Consider the following 15766-nt stretch of genomic DNA (forward strand, 5'->3'; position numbering starts at 1 on the left):
ACCGGCAGTTAGTCGTCCCAGTCTTCCTCCTCGTCATCCTCTTCGTAGGTTCGCGTCCAGATATCGGCAGCGATCGGCTCAGTTACCGAGGTCTGGAATTCCCACTTCGTTTGATGCGAGTTGGAACCGTTCCCCAGTTCGATCATATCGCGGAAGACCTGTTGCGGGGTGCCACGATGCAGGGCATCTTCTAACTCGGAAAGCCGCTGATTCCACTTGGCACGCTGCTCGCGCATTTCGGTAACGTACTCGTCGTCATCGTCTTCATCCCATTCGGATTGAATGTCGGGATAGTACTCTTCGTCGTAAGCCTGGAGCAGCTGTTCGGCCTGCATCTGCTCGTGCACGACGACACCGTAGTTTTGTAGATGCTCCCACTGGAAGGAGCTGAGCTCGGCATCCTTGCGATAGCGTTTCAGCGCGCGTTCGCTGAGGAAGTGATGAATGGCAGTCCGCCACTGCACTTGAATTTGTCGTACCGTTTCGTCGTTGCACTCGTCGCCGTTCATCTCGGCGATACGGCGGATTTCCTCCTCGGTCGTGCCGCCGCGTTCGATCCGCCAGTCCATTTCCCGAGAATAGGCCTTTTCGAAGTAGCCGGGGTACTCTTCCTTCGTGATCATCACCATGTCGGTCGCAGGAGCTTCCTCCCGGAAGCGGGTTACGATCTGTTCGACCGATTCATCTGGGAAGAACTTCTGGGTGGCGTACGGAGGGATGTCCATGCCGTGGTACTTGGTGCTGCCGAACGTCCAGGCAGTGCCATCCTGATAGCGGCGGACGACATCGCACCACACGCCAATCACCGGATGGCAATAGATCACCCCGATCGTCGATTGATCGACATCCAGAAGCACTCGCATCGGCGTGGCGATTTCCTCGATCACGTAGTCTTCCAGCTTGGTGAAGCCGAGACTTTGAAACTGCTCGGTTATCGCATCGAACTTTTTCAGATGCTCTTCCGGCACCCAATCCTCGTGAGGATCTTCCAGACTACTTCGCTTGGTGAGCTTCACGCGGAAAGGCGGGACCGCGCCACCCATACCTTGGGCAATCATATCGCCGAGCGATTTGATCCAGCTCCGCAGCTTCCAGCGGATCACCAGGTAGGCCACGACCACAAAGAGAACCAGGGCGAGAAACACGCCCCCGACGATTTGCAAGAACAGTTCCATGATCAACTCCGCCTGGCTTTGATAAGAACCCGTAGATTTCGGATGTCGGCAAGTTACCAACTCGCAAAATGGGATTCCAGTATTTTCTTGCCAACGAGTTGTTAATTGACCGAAGCTTTTCCGGTTTTAGTTCGCTTAGGAATGCGCTCGATGCCGCAAAGCGGTTTACGGAAACTTGCCCCCAATATCATTTGAAAAGGAAGTCCCTTGTCGGCCGAACTTTGGCAACTGCGAATTAGCGATATCAACGACGCTCCGGTCAACGAGAACGGCAAGTACGTGCTGTACTGGATGATTGCCAATCGGCGGACGGAATGGAATTTCTCGCTTCAGAGGGCTGCCTGGTGGGCCGATAAGCTGAAGAAGCCGCTGATCGTGTTCGAGGCCCTGCGGGTTGGGTACGAGTGGGCCAGCGATCGTTTGCACACGTTCGTCTTGCAGGGCATGCTCGACAACCTCGAGGCCTTGTCCGACAGTCCCGTCGTTTACTATCCCTATGTCGAACCGGAGAAAGACGCCGCCAAGGGCTTATTGAAGGCACTTTCGCAAGATGCGTGCACGGTCGTGACCGATGACTTTCCCTGCTTCTTCCTGCCGCGGATGGTCAAGGCCGTCGGCAAGAAGCTGGACGTCAAGCTGGAAGCGATCGATAGCAACGGCCTGCTGCCGATGCGAGCGGCCGATCGCGACTTCCCTCGGGCGTTCAGTCTGCGGCGTTTTTTGCAGAAAGAACTACCACCGCATCTGGAAGTCTTCCCCAATGCGAATCCGCTGGCCCGGAAGTCATTTCCGGCCACCAACCACAAGCTGATCGCCGACATCATTCAGAAGTGGCCCTCGATCGATAAACGAACGCTTGAGAGCCCCGCCGATTTCATCGCCAGCTTGCCAATTGATCACGAAGTGGCCCCCGTCGACACGCATGGCGGCTCAGTCGCGGGACGCAAGCAGATGGAATGGTTCCTCAAGAAAGGCCTCCCACGGTACGGTGAAGAGCGGAACAGCGTCGAGAACGAATGCGTCAGCCAGCTGTCGCCGTATTTGCACTTTGGTCACCTCTCGGTGCACGAGGTCTTCCACGAGTTGGCCAAGCAGGAGAAATGGGAACCGAGCCGCCTGAGCAAGAAGGTGACCGGCAGCCGGGAAGGTTGGTGGAACATGAGCCCGAGTGCCGAGGCATACCTCGACGAGCTCATCACCTGGCGCGAACTGGGCTACAACATGTGCCACATGCGGGACGACTACGACCAGTTCAGCTCGCTACCGGAGTGGGCCCAGCAAACGCTCGGTGAGCACAAAGATGACGACCGCGAGCACGTCTACACGCTCGAGCAGTTCGAGAATGCCGAGACGCACGACCCACTCTGGAACGCCGCCCAGCGGCAACTGGTGCGTGAAGGGCGCATCCACAATTATCTGCGGATGCTATGGGGCAAGAAGGTCCTGCACTGGACCAACACGCCAGAGTATGCCGCCAAGATTCTGATCCATCTGAACAACAAGTACGCTCTGGATGGTCGGAACCCCAACAGTTACAGCGGCATCTTCTGGTGCTTTGGCCGGTACGATCGAGCCTGGGGCCCTGAGCGTGAGATCTTCGGCAAAATCCGCTACATGACCAGCGACAGCGCGATGAAAAAGCTGAATCTGAAGGGCTATATTAAGGAATATGGCGAGGCGACGCTGTTCGACTAAGGGGCTCGCGGACGCGGAAAAACCGGCCCCAACTCGCCGCATTCTTCCCAAATTGACCAAGATTTGCCCAAGAAACGGGGTGTAGAGGGGCGATTTTTTCTAAATGGACTAGATGCATCGCTTGCTCTGGCGGTATATTACTTGTTTGACTTGAGGTCAAGCGCTACCGGTATCTGAGTAGTGCTTCCCATAAACCACATTTTTCCGGCAGCAAGTCGGGCTATCGAAACAAAGGAAATCTTTAGGTAACCAATGGTTAAGGTACTCGTTCGCGACAGGGAATCGATTCAAGAAGCAGTTCGTCGGTTTGGTAAGTTGGTCATGCGTAGCGGTCTCAAGAAAGAGATGCGTCGTCGCAAGTATTACGAAAAGCCGAGCGACCTGAAGCGTCGAGCCCGCCTGCGTGCCGAACGCCGCGCCATGAAGGAACGCCTGCTGGTTCAAGACTAGTTCCGTTCAGGACTAGTTTCCTGCCACTAGGCAACGGCGACCTAAAGCCGAGCATATAAAAGAGAACGCCCAGTGTTTACACTGGGCGTTTTCGTTTCTTGTTCACGTTGTTGGCCGTGCCACTTAGTCCTTCAGGTGCGGCTCGAGTTCTTTGGCCCAGACGGCGTAGCCTTCGTCGGTCATGTGCAGGCCGTCCTTTTTGAACAGCTCAGGACGGGGCTTGCCATCTTCGCCCAGCATTGGGGCATCGATGTCGATGAACTCGCAGTTCTCCGTCTTGGCACATTCCTCGGCGATCAGCTTGTTCGTTCCACGCACTGCGTCGATCAGCTTCCAGCGGCTGAGGCTTGGCTTCACGGCGATGTAGAGGATCTTCGTCTTTGGAAGCTCTTCGCGAATCGTCGCGACGAACTCCTGGAAGTCTTCGTGGATCTGCTCAGGCGTATAGCCAGCGGCCACGTCGTTGTCGCCAGCGTAAACGACGACGGTACGCGGCTTGTACGGTAGGATGATCCGATCCGCGTAGTAGACCGAGTCTTCCAAACGCGAACCACCAAAGCCGCGGTTCAAACCACTGAGTTTGGGAAACGACTTGTCGAGATCCCACATCCGAATGCTGCTGCTACCGACAAACACCACACCGCCAGGCTTGACCGGGTTTTCCTGGTCCTTCTTGGCGAACTTGTCCATCTCGCCTTTCCACTTGGCAATGCTCTTGGGCACCTGGCCATCGGCGGCAAAACTAACGGCGGCAAGCATCATCACGAGAGAGGCACTAGCGAGGAAGCGAATCATGAGGTGTAGTCCTTAACAGGTAGGAATTGCGATAGGAGGTACTTGATGGAGTTGAAAGAATGAATAGCCACCAAGGGGCACAAAAATAGTAACGGAAACATCAAAGAATCCTGACACGGTTTATCCCAAAAGAAAAGCGGGATCGAACGGATCCCGCTTTTGCGAATTGGGTACTGACCGCGATTAGCCGAGCACGTATGGGGCACGGTGGGCTCGGTGCGTCATCTCGGCGGCTTCGGCGTCGCCGTTGATCTTTTCAGCAACCGGATCCCATTCGATCTTGCGTTCCAGGCGGCAAGAGATGTTGCCCAGGTGGCAAGCGGTTGCCGTGCGGTGACCGATTTCGACATCGCAGATCGGCAGTTCGCGGGTCTCCATGCAGCTGAGGAAGTTACGGTGGTGGTTGCTGCTGTCGATCAGGTGGATGTCGGAATCCTTCAACTTGATCGCGCCGATTTCCTCGGACGAAGGCTGGAACACGCCACGGTTGACGTAGATCTCGCCCTTGTCGCCGATGAAGCGGGTACCCATCTTGATGTCCTTTTGACCTTGGCCGACGATCATCGTCACGCCGTCGCCATAGTCGTAGGTGATGCGGCAAGCTTCCGGCACCTCGTGGGCGTTTTCCGGATGATACTTGACCTGTTCGGCATGCACCGACAGCGGGCCACTATCGTCCTTGCCCAAGCCCCAGTGGGCGATGTCGATATGGTGAGCACCCCAGTTGGTCATCTGACCGCCGGAGTAATCCCACCAGAAGCGGAAGTTGTAGTGAACTCGCTTCTCGTTGTAAGGAACGACCCGTGCTGGGCCGAGCCAGAAGTCGTAGTTCAAGTTGGCCGGCGGATCGCTGTTGGGCGGCAGCTTGCCGGGGTCGTTGGCACCTGCGATACCGACATGCACCGTGTGGACCTTGCCGAGATAACCGTTACGAACCAGTTCGCAGGCACGGCGGAAGTTGGACGACGAACGCTGCATCGAACCGGTCTGCACGATTCGCTTGTTCGCGCGAGCCGCTTCGACCATCTTGCGGCCTTCGTTGATCGTCAGCGACAGAGGCTTTTCGCAGTAGACATCTTTACCCGCTTCACAGGCGTGAATAGTGGTCAGGGCGTGCCAATGATCCGGCGTGCTCACGACAACGGCGTCGATGTCTTTGCGATCCAGCAGTTTGCGGTAGTCTTCAAAGATCTCGACCTTGCGATCCTTTTTGTCGAGCACGGTCTTCGCGGCGTTCTCGGCATGCTTCGAGTCGACATCGCACACGGCAACGGCGTTATCGAGGAACTTGCCAAGGTTGCCGCGGCCCATACCGCCGACACCGATGTGCCCGGTCAGGACACGATCGTTGGCACCAAAAGCGGTCGAAGGAATGAACATCGGAGCAGCCGCCAAACCGGCAGCAACACTGGATGTCTTGATAAATGTACGACGCGAGACGCGATGATTAGCGGCCATGAAATCCTCTTCAGTTCGATTCGATCAAGCTCAACCGGAACCCGGCCCATAGGTAAGAAAGTTAGCCGAGGCGGTAAGCTTCTTAGTTTAACTGAAATTGGTTGTCGCGCAAAGTCAAAGAAACCACCACTATCGGTGGGTTATTAGATTAGTCCATTTCTTCCCACACGCTGTGATAGCCGTCGACCGCTTCGGCGTACTGTAAGAACCGTTCGTAAAACGAGTTACCGCCGATCGTCGAACTGTCCCCCACCACGATCAGCTTCCGCCGAGGCCGCGTCAGGGCGACATTCATGCGGCGCGTATCGTGCAAGAATCCGATTTCGCCGGAGGTGTTCGAGCGAACCAGCGAGATGATCACCGCTTCGTTTTCGCGGCCTTGAAATCCGTCGACCGTGTCGGCTTCAACGCCGTCAGGCAGCTGATTCCGCAGACGCTGCACCTGGGCGGCATACGGAGAGATGACCGAGATCGCCGACGGCTCAATGCCTGCCTCGACAAGTTGGGTGGCCTTCTTCGCGACGAATCGCGCTTCGGCATCGTTGAAGCGGCTGGAGGTCGCTTCGTCTTCCTCCTCTAAAAAGTCGGCCCCGGCCGTGTCGTAGAACTGCCACGGCTTGGGATCGACGTAGACCTCGTCATTGAGCAGCGGTTGCAGGTCATGCGCCGCCACCGAATCGTCGGCTTCCAATTGGCCTTCGTAAAATTCGAGGCTGCTGAAATCCATGATTGAAGAATGCATCCGGTACTGCCGCTTCAAAAGCCTGGCGATCTCAGGCCGCTTTCTCACTAGCCGCTGCTGCATGCTTTCGGCAAAACCTTCGCTGGCCGCTTCCTGCGAAAGGATCGTCGGCGGAAGTTGGCAGTGGTCGCCTGCGAGGATCACGCGCTGGCTTCGCGAAAGCGGAATCCAACAAGCGGGCTCGACTGCCTGACAGGCTTCGTCGATCACTACCGTATCGAAGTTACGACCAGCCAACAGGTCATCGTCGATCCCGGTCAACGTGACGCACAGCACGTCGGCCCCGGAAAGAATCTGATCGAGCGTCTGTCGTTGAATGCGTTGGGCGTCATCGAACAGTTGCCGGGCTTCATCACGCAGCGCAGCGCGTTCGCCGGGGGCAGGCTTGGCTCGCGTGTAGCGGCCGGCACTCCGCAGCCTGGCCTGGGCATCGCGAATCAGCTTATCGGCCAGCTTGGCATCGGCGTGCGAGCGAGCCAGGTAGTCGAGTGTCGCGTCGTGCAACCTTTCGGAAACACGAGCCGGATGGCCGAGCCGTACGGCACTAACGCCTTGCGCCATCACGCGTAGCATGAGGTTATCGACCGCCAGGTTGCTAGGCGCACACGCGAGGACTTTCTCGCCCCGGTCGACCAGCTTGCGAATCAGATGCGCGAGCGTCACCGTCTTACCGGTACCAGGCGGACCATGAATGATGGCCACGTCCTGGGCTCGCAGGGCGTTCTCAACGGCGTCCCACTGCGACTCGTTCAAACTACGTGGCGCGTCACCGGTCTCGACCGCAGCATCGAACCGCGGAGCCGCTTCGCCAAGCAGCACATCACGCAGATCAGCCAGTCGATTGCCGGAAGCACTGGCCGCTCGCTTCAGCGCGAACTCCATTCGCCGACGCGTGACTTCGTCGTCGCTGGGGATCAGGTTGAACGGGTCATCGTCGTTTTCGAGAAAGTCTTGCGTGACGACTTCGATCGAGCCATCACGCACCGAAGCGACGAGCCCGCGAACCTGGTTTTGCTCGACGTCTTGCACAATCACCGGCGAGCCCGATCGAAAGCGATGCGCCGGCAGCGAGGCTCCTTGGGTCTTGGGGCGAAACTGGCAGATCACGCGGCCAGCCAGGGCCGACCATTGTTCGTGCAGCTTGACTCCTTTGAGCACGCCTTCTTTTTGCTTGCCATCGGCCAGACGCTGCGACTCTTCCTTGGCTTCCAGCGCCATCCATCGGCGGAAGTCCTCGAACAGCGAGGGCCACTCGATCTGGTCTGGCTCGAAGAAGGCATCGACTTCCGGCAGATTCTCGCGAAGGGTCTTCGCGGCCCGCTTCGCGCGGTCTTCCGCGACTTCGACGCTGGCCTGACGGCGGACCAGATCGATCGCGCCGATTTCTTTACCGGGAATGTCCGCTTCTTCAATCAGCAGCTTGAAGAGTTGGTTTCGATTGGTCCCCGGAGGAAGTCCCCGTAAATGGAGCCGTGCCATGAGTGGTGCTTTGCGGATGGGAGTGCTTGCTGGGGTCCGCCACTTCCTCGCGTGCGGCGGGCGGGGTCGCGAAGAAGCACGCAACCGCCTGAACGAACAACATGGTAGCAAACAACATGAGCACTGCGTCATAGCTGCCCAGAAGTTCTTTCCCCTGGCTCATCAGAAACGGCCCGGCCGCACTGCCTCCGACGATCGACATCATCTGGAAGCCTTTGATCTTGCCCAAGTGAGCCCGGCCAAAGTAGCGTGCCAGCAGCGAATTCGATCCGGCAGCCGAAACACCTTGAGCAACACCAAACGTCAGACCGTACGCACCCGCCATCCAAACCGAGTCGATCGAAAGGTAGACCAGCACGCCACTGCCCAGCAACACGGCGCCAGCCACCAACAGGTAATTCAACTTGAAGTAGTCGGCCAGGATGCCGCCAAAGAACTGACAGCTGGCCATGCTGATGGCCATGGTCCAGAAGACGACCTGAGCGTCTTCTTCGGTCAGCCCTCGGCTTTCGACATACGGGATCACCATGAACATCAGCGCGGTGCCGATCATGGCCCACATCGTCATGAAGGAAAGCACGATCCAGAACGAGCGTTCGCCAAACGCTTCGCCCAGCGTTAGCTGCGGCATCATGAAGAACGAACCGCGACTCTCAGGCTCATTATCCTTACGTGGAACGCGTTTCTCGCCATCAGGCAGTTGGCCAACTTCTTCCGGATGGTTACGGAAGACGAAGAGCAAGATCGGGAACATGATTGCCCACACGCCCACGCCCAACGCGAAGTAGGCCTGCTGCCAGCCGAACGCGTTAATCAACGCGATGGTGATGACCGGAAACGTGGCGAACGCGATCGGCGCGGACAGGTTACGAATGCCATTGGCAAAGCCCAGCTTTCGTTGAAACCACATGTCAGCCGTATTGGTCGCCAGCAGCGTGAGCGAGCCTTGCCCTAAGGTTCGTATCGCGAGAAATGCCACGAACAACGCGTACGGTCCTTCGACCTGGGACATGAACATGCAGGCCAGGCCGAACAGGGTAATGATCAGCGTGATGGTCTTGCGCAGTCCCCACCGATCGGCGAGGGCACCGATCCACGGAACGGGAAACGCAGCGAGGATCGTTCCCCACAAATAGGCGGTCGTCACCGTCACGATCTCGGCGTCGATCAGTTCCTTGGTCAGAACGACCTCTTGGCCAGGGTGAGCGGCTTTGAACGTTTCGGTCGCCAGCGAGGTGGCAATGTGTTTGTTAAACAGCGCGACGCCGTACGTCTGACCGGGGCTGGTGCAATATTGAGCGACCATCGCGACGCCCAGCATGACCCAACCGTAGAAGAAAGGGGTCGCTCGGACGAGCGGATCGCGTCGCAAAGATGCTGCCTCAAGGGAGGCGGCGTCGGTGGCCATAGTGGAGGATTGCCTGAAGTTGTTCTAGCGGAGGTAAGCAAGCTAATCATTGCCTGCGCGGACTCATATACTAACAATGGGCCCACAGGTAGGAAACGTCTAAAGGGCGTTCGGTTCGCCGTATTTTCTAGCACCCATCATTACGCCCCTAAGCGGCGTTACCGTTGGCATCTTCGCCAACACGTGCAGGCCAATTGCAAGCAGTTAACATTGCCGATACGTTGGAACGTCTTAGACACCCACCTGGGTGTGACTTTGCTCGAAGGAGCAGCTGTTTTCCATACAGATAATCCAACAAAAGCGTGAAGTGAATGAGCCGAATTGGTTTAGCTTTCAAGCTCTTTTTCCAAATACTATTTAATTCTGATGTCGCCAAGCGAGCGGAGAAGCTCTCGCTGCCTGCCCCGAACGAGCAGGAGAAGAAACCGGAGCCACCTCCTCCGCCGCCACCACCACCGAAGCCTCCCAAGCCGCCACGGCCCGATGGCATCGACGCGTTGGTGCTGCTGGCAACCTTGCAGCGCGAGGCCCGCTTTCTGGATCTCTTCCAGGAAGACCTGAGCGAGTACGACGACGCCCAGATCGGTGCCGCCGTTCGCGACGTGCAGCGCGACACCAAGGCCACTCTCAACCGCTTGTTCGCCATCAGCCCAGTGCGTGGTGAAGAAGAAGGGGGCCGTATCGATCTGCCTGAGTCGTTCGACGCCAGCGAGATTCGCCTGGTCGGCAACGTGCAAAACGAAAAGCCTTCAGCCGGGACGCTCGTGCATCGCGGCTGGAAGGCCACCAAGTGCGACGTGCCTAAGTTCAACGGCACGCTCGAGCAGGCCCAAGTGCTCAATCCGGCAGAAGTGGAGGTCTAAACCATGGCAGCGAAATATGTCATCGGCGTCGACCTCGGTACGACCAATAGCGTCATCGCCTACAGCGACCTGGAAGCGGAACAGCCCGTCGTCGAGTTGTTAGAGATTCCGCAACTGGTCGCGGCCAGCACGATCGAAAACCGCAAGTCGCTTCCTTCCTTCTTGTACCTCGCGACCGAGGCCGATCAGGAAGGTGGCAAGCTCGGGCTGCCGTGGGACGAAAGCCAAACGTACGCCACCGGCGAGTGGGCTCGGCGTCAGTCGGCCGATACGCCAGACCGGACGGTCGGCGGGGCGAAGAGCTGGCTCTCGCATCATAAGGTCGACCGGCAAGGCAATATCCTTCCTTGGAACGCACCGGAAGAGGTCGGCAAGATCTCGCCGGTCGAAGCTTCCAAGCGATATCTTCAGCACCTGGTCGCTGCCTGGAACGAAGCTCAGCCCGAGCATGCGTTCGCCGATCAAGCGGTCGTGCTGACGGTACCGGCTTCGTTCGATGCCAGTGCCCGCGAGCTGACGCACGAAGCGGCCATCGCGGCTGGTTTCCCGGCCGACTTTACCTTGCTGGAAGAACCCCAAGCTGCCGTCTACTCGTGGCTTGGCCACATGGGCGACAAGTGGCGGAAGGCCCTCAAGGTCGGCGACAAACTGCTGGTCTGCGACGTGGGTGGTGGTACGACCGACCTGACGCTGATCACCGTCGAAGAAGAAGGGGGCGAACTGGTCCTCAAACGGATGGCCGTCGGCAATCACCTGTTGGTGGGCGGCGACAACATGGACCTTGCCCTGGCGTTTCATGTGGCCGAACTGTTCAAAGAGAAGAACGTCACGCTCGATCCGTGGCAGTCGGTCTCGCTGTGGCACAGCTGCCGAGCAGCCAAGGAACAACTGCTGCAAGAGGACGGCCCCGACAAGCATCCAGTCAGCATCCTGGGCCGCGGCAGCAAGTTGATCGCCAAGACAGTTTCCGTCGACGTCGAGCGCGAGCCGATCAAGCAGATGCTGCTCGAAGGCTTTTTCCCTGCTTGTGCGGCGACCGATAAACCAGAGCGAGGCTTCGTTTCCGGTTTTCAGGAACTCGGTTTGCCATTTGAATCGGACCCAGCCGTTACGCGGCACCTGGCCGAGTTTCTGGCGCAACATTCCGAGAAAGCAGGCAGCGCGATCCATCCGACGCACGTGCTGTTCAACGGTGGCGTGTTCAAGAGCGAACCGTTCCAAACGCGATTGATGGAAACCATCGGTTCGTGGCAACCGGAACTGCCACCGCAGCGACTGGAAGGGGATCACGACCTCGACTACGCGGTCGCTCGTGGTGCAACCTTCTACGGCTGGCAGAAAGAGAAGGGGGGCATTCGCATTCGCGGCGGAACGGCCCAGGCCTATTACGTCGGGATTCAGACATCAGGCCTGGCAATCCCCGGTGCCCCACGTCCGCTGCATCTGCTGAACGTGGTGCCGATCGGCATGGAAGAAGGAACCGAGACCGATGTACCCAGCGCCGAGATCGGCCTGGTAGTCGGCGAGACGACCAAGTTCCGTTTTTTCTCTTCGCCGATTCGCAAAGACGACAAGCCTGGCCAGATGATCCAGCGGTGGGACGAAGCCGAGATTTCCGAGACCGACAGCTTGGAAGCTTCCTTGCCGCGCGACGACAAGATCAACGAGCCCTACGTGCCGGTGACCTTCCACAGCAAGGTAACCGAGCTCGGCATGCTCGAGCTGTGGTGCGTCAGCAGCAAAACCTCCGGCCGCTGGAAATTAGAGTTCAACGTCCGCGAAGAGGACTAAGCCTCGAATCTACCTAATCTCGTCCCCTCGCCCCTGAGGGGAGAGGGTTAGGGTGAGGGGCTACGAAACAAGAGAAGCCTTAGCCACCGAGGACACAGAGAGCACCGAGGGAAGAAAAGAAGTTCAACCGCGGATTACGCAGATAAACGCGGATAAGTAATAAGGAAGTCGCGTCTTGCGAATCCCATCCGTGCTATCCGCGAAATCCGCGATTAAACCCTCTTCTTTGTGTGCTCTGTGGCTAATCAAGAAACCACTCCCACCATGTCCATCGTCAAAGCAACCTCCGCTCAGCCACGCCCTGGCGACGAAGAGGAACTCCCCAGCCGCTATCTGGTCGGCATCGATCTCGGCACGACCAACTCGGCCGTGACCTTCCTCGATACGCAGACCGAAGGTGCCAGCATCGAGACCTTCGCGGCCCCCCAGGTCATCGCCCCCGGCCAGATCGAAGCGCGGACGACGCTGCCGTCGTTTCACTATCAATCGGCCCAAGGAGAGTTCGCCCAGGACGCATTGCGTCTGCCGTGGAGCAAGTCGGACGAAACGACCGCCGTCGGAGCGTTTGCCCGCGACCACGGCACAAGCGTCCCTGGCCGCATGATCAACTCGGCCAAGAGTTGGCTCTCGCACTCTGGCGTCGACCGTACCGCCGCACTATTACCGTGGCATGGCAGCGCGGATGTCGAAAAGCTTTCGCCGGTCGAAGTCAGCAGCCGCTACCTCCAGCACGTGCGTCGTGCATGGAACGATCAGTTCAAGTCGGAACCGCTTGAAGAGCAAGACATCGTGCTGACGCTGCCGGCGTCGTTCGATGAAATCGCGCGTGAGCTGACCGTCGAAGCGGCCAAGCAGGCAGGGCTCGATCGCGTGGTCCTCATCGAAGAACCGCAAGCCGCGTTCTACGACTGGTTGGCCAAGCATGCCGACAGTTGGCAGCAGCACGTTTCGCCAGGGCAGACGATCCTGGTGTGTGACATTGGTGGTGGTACGAGCGACTTCACGCTCATCCGTGCCCGGGCAGGCGAAGAGAACCTGGTGCAGTTCCATCGCGTGGCGGTCGGCGAACACCTGATCCTGGGTGGCGACAACCTCGACCTGGCCTTGGCGCATCATCTGGAACAAAAGCTTTCGCCCAAGGATAAGCTACCGGCCGATCGTTGGTCGATCCTGGTGCGGCGATGTCGTCAGATCAAAGAGACGTTCCTCGGCCCCGATGCCCCGGACTCGCAGACGGTCAGTCTTCCGGCACTGGGCTCGAAGCTGATTGGCGGTGCTTTGCAGTGCGAAGTGACGCGAGAAGAAGTCCACCAGGTACTGGCCGAAGGCTTCTTGCCTGATTGTGAACTGACCGACGAGCCTGACACGCGGACCTCTGGCTTTCAGGAGTTTGGCTTGCCGTACGCCCCCGATGCGGCGATCACGCGGTGGCTGGCCTACTTCCTGCGAACGCATCATGAAGTGATCGAAGAAGAGAGCCGCCACGCGAGCGGATCCGTTCGTCCCGATTTGGTTCTATTGAACGGTGGCTTCTTCGAATCGCCGGTGCTGAAAGAGCGTCTGCTCGACGTCCTGACTCGCTGGTTCACCCAGGACGATGCCAACTGGCAGCCGGTCCTGCTGGAGAATCAGCATCTCGACCTGGCGGTCTCGCGCGGGGCAACTTACTACGGCCAAGTCCGCCGCGGCACTGGCGTCAAGATCACGGCCAACCTGGCCCGCACGTATTACATTGGGATCGGCAGCGGCGAAGCGACCGAGGCGTTATGTCTGTTGCCGGCAACGACCGAGCCGGGACAAGAGATCGACCTCGACCTGACGTTCCAGCTGCGTGTGTCGGAGCCGGTCGAGTTTCCCCTGTTCATTTCCAGCACGCGTCTGATCGACGAGCCAGGGCAACTGGTGCCGATCGATCCGCAGCAGATCAAAGCCTTGCCGCCGATCCGTACGGTGCTGCGGGCCCGGCGACGCGCCGAAGCGGAAACGATTCCGGTGCATCTGCACGCCAAGCTGACCGAGATCGGCACCATTGAACTGTGGTGCGCTCAGGTCGACAGCGACCGGACGTGGCGTCTGCAATTCGACATTCGTAGCGCCACGCAGACCGATGTCGCCGCGCACGAGTCGGCCAAGGAAGCGGAAGGGATGCTCGATGAGTCGCTGTGGAACGAAGCGGCTCAGGTCCTGAACGAAACGTTCGGCGAAGACGCATCCCGCAAGCCGCAGCCGCTAATCAAAGATCTGGACGCGGCTTTGGAGATGCGGCGTGACGAGTGGCCGACTTCGCTGTTGCGGCGGATGTGGGAACACCTGATGGACCTGGAGGCAGGCCGCAGCAAGAGCCCCACGCACGAGTCGCGCTGGCTGAACCTGACCGGATACTGCCTACGGCCTGGGTATGGCCTGGCACTCGATGACTGGCGGGTTTCCGAGACGTGGAAGCTGCTGCAAGGCAAGGTGCTGCACAACGACGACAATTGCCGCAATCAATCGCTCATCCTCTGGCGGCGGATCGCCGGGGGACTCAATCGCGGGCAGCAACTAGCCATCGCCGAACCCCTTCTGGTCGCCACGCGGGCGATGCACAAGCGAATGACCAGCGGTGGCGGAGGAAGCGCCGCCGCGACGTTCACCCCGCAACAAGCGATCGAAGCATGGCGTCTCTTGGGAAGCCTGGAACTGCTTGGTGCTCAAGAGAAAACCGAGATCGGTCGCATGCTGGTCGACCTGCTGGGCAAGAAGAAACTGGAACCGGCCCGCGGTGCGATGGCGTGGACGATTGGCCGCTTGGGAACTCGCACGCCCGTGTATGGCCCGCTCAATACGCTGGTTCCGAAAGAGATCGCGGCGAAGTGGCTAACAGCGATTATCAAGCAGAAGAGCACCGACCGAGCCGACCTGCTGGCCGTAATGCAACTGGCTCGCCGCACTGACGACCGCTACCGCGACCTGGCCGAAGATGCCCGCGACCAGGCGGCGACTTGGCTAGAGCAGCAGAAAGCAACCGAGCACTGGGTCCGCATCGTCCGCGACGGTGGTCAGCTGGATGAAGAAGAACAGTCGCAGATCTTTGGCGAGAGCTTGCCAACCGGCTTGACGCTGGTTCGTTAACCAATCCTGGGTGCCACGCCCAAGTCCGCTTGGGCGTGTCTTAAACCGCGTGAGTGCTACGAAACCCAAGCGAATCGAAACGCCAAGCACCTCGAAGATGGTCGCCTGAGCCTGCCTTCGCACGCCCAAGAAGACTTGGGCGTGGCACCCCGGCTCTGTGTCCTCTGTGGCTTTTCCTTATCTACCGCGCTGCTCACGTCTCCGAGCGATCAATCCACCGTGGTTGTTCGTGCGGGTGGGCGGCGATGAGTTGCTGCAGGGCTTCGGCCGGGTCGCTGGCCGTCAGCAGCAGGCTGCGACAATCGGCCGACATGAACTCTTGGTCGGCGGCCTGATCGAGCATGGCCAGCAGGGGATCGAAAAAGCCTTCGATGTTCAAGAGACCGCACGGCTTGTGGTGGAAGCCGAGTTGGGCCCAGGTGATGACCTCGAACAGTTCTTCCAGCGTTCCGTACCCGCCGGGCAGGGCCAGAAAACCGTCGGACAGATCCGACATCTTTGCTTTCCGCTGATGCATCGAATCGACGACGATCAGGTCGGTCACACCGTGGTGGGCCAGTTCTCGTTCGACGAGCGCTCCGGGGATGACGCCGATCACTTCGCCCCCGGCTGCCAGCACGGCATCGGCCAGGGCACCCATCATGCCGACTTTGCCGCCACCATAGATGAGCTGAATCTTGTGCTCGGCCATCAATTGGCCCAGCTGGGTAGCGACCTGAGCATAGGCAGGTCGGCTTCCGGATGCCGACCCGCAAAAGACACACAAACTTTCCATCATCAATTCCGTTGGGATGGAATG

The 15766-nt window shown here is 58.8% G+C and carries 11 protein-coding genes; 5 read left to right on the plus strand and 6 right to left on the minus strand.

Features of this window, described 5'->3' with window-relative positions; translation table 11 throughout:
• Positions 1-8: 8 nt before the first annotated feature.
• Positions 9-1175: a hypothetical protein gene (locus tag PSR63_RS27855; protein ID WP_274329546.1), complete on the minus strand. Its 1167-nt coding sequence runs from the start codon at positions 1173-1175 to the stop codon at positions 9-11.
• Between the two features lie 207 nt (positions 1176-1382).
• Here PSR63_RS27855 and PSR63_RS27860 point away from each other — a divergent pair, with 207 nt between their 5' ends.
• Positions 1383-2870 carry a deoxyribodipyrimidine photolyase gene (locus tag PSR63_RS27860; protein ID WP_338000659.1) on the plus strand — a complete coding sequence of 496 codons (1488 nt, stop codon included), beginning with the start codon at positions 1383-1385 and terminating at the stop codon, positions 2868-2870.
• 252 nt (positions 2871-3122) lie between these two features.
• Complete coding sequence (gene rpsU, locus PSR63_RS27865) at positions 3123-3320, plus strand: 30S ribosomal protein S21 (RefSeq protein ID WP_105336245.1); 198 nt, start codon at positions 3123-3125, stop codon at positions 3318-3320.
• 123 nt (positions 3321-3443) lie between these two features.
• Here rpsU and PSR63_RS27870 read toward each other — a convergent pair whose 3' ends face one another.
• From PSR63_RS27870 to PSR63_RS27885, 4 genes are all read right to left on the minus strand, one after another.
• A complete protein-coding gene (locus PSR63_RS27870) occupies positions 3444-4115 on the minus strand; it encodes an SGNH/GDSL hydrolase family protein (RefSeq protein WP_274329551.1) in 672 nt (223 codons plus the stop codon).
• A gap of 183 nt (positions 4116-4298) precedes the next feature.
• Complete coding sequence (locus PSR63_RS27875) at positions 4299-5573, minus strand: Gfo/Idh/MocA family protein (protein WP_274329553.1); 1275 nt, start codon at positions 5571-5573, stop codon at positions 4299-4301.
• Between the two features lie 148 nt (positions 5574-5721).
• Positions 5722-7794: an AAA domain-containing protein gene (locus PSR63_RS27880; RefSeq protein WP_274329555.1), complete on the minus strand. Its 2073-nt coding sequence runs from the start codon at positions 7792-7794 to the stop codon at positions 5722-5724.
• The gene (locus PSR63_RS27885) at positions 7724-9202 is read right to left on the minus strand and encodes an MFS transporter (RefSeq protein ID WP_274329557.1); all 1479 of its coding nucleotides are present in this window, start codon (positions 9200-9202) and stop codon (positions 7724-7726) included. The genes PSR63_RS27880 and PSR63_RS27885 overlap by 71 nt, the downstream gene beginning before the upstream one ends.
• A 311-nt stretch (positions 9203-9513) precedes the next feature.
• Here PSR63_RS27885 and PSR63_RS27890 point away from each other — a divergent pair, with 311 nt between their 5' ends.
• The 3 genes from PSR63_RS27890 (at position 9514) to PSR63_RS27900 (ending at position 14967) form a co-directional block, all read left to right on the plus strand.
• The gene (locus PSR63_RS27890; protein WP_274329558.1) at positions 9514-10065 is read left to right on the plus strand and encodes a DUF2760 domain-containing protein; all 552 of its coding nucleotides are present in this window, start codon (positions 9514-9516) and stop codon (positions 10063-10065) included.
• A 3-nt stretch (positions 10066-10068) separates the two neighbouring features.
• Positions 10069-11856 (plus strand): Hsp70 family protein, encoded by a 1788-nt coding sequence (locus PSR63_RS27895; protein ID WP_274329560.1) that lies wholly within the window; start codon positions 10069-10071, stop codon positions 11854-11856.
• Between the two features lie 264 nt (positions 11857-12120).
• Positions 12121-14967 (plus strand): hsp70 family protein, encoded by a 2847-nt coding sequence (locus tag PSR63_RS27900; protein WP_274329562.1) that lies wholly within the window; start codon positions 12121-12123, stop codon positions 14965-14967.
• Positions 14968-15160: 193 nt separating this feature from the next.
• Here PSR63_RS27900 and PSR63_RS27905 read toward each other — a convergent pair whose 3' ends face one another.
• Entirely contained in the window at positions 15161-15745 is a 585-nt protein-coding gene (locus tag PSR63_RS27905; RefSeq protein ID WP_274329564.1) for a TIGR00730 family Rossman fold protein, read from the minus strand.
• Between the last annotated feature and the right edge of the window lie 21 nt (positions 15746-15766).

It is taken from the genome of Bremerella sp. P1, from assembly GCF_028748185.1.
Classification (GTDB): domain Bacteria; phylum Planctomycetota; class Planctomycetia; order Pirellulales; family Pirellulaceae; genus Bremerella.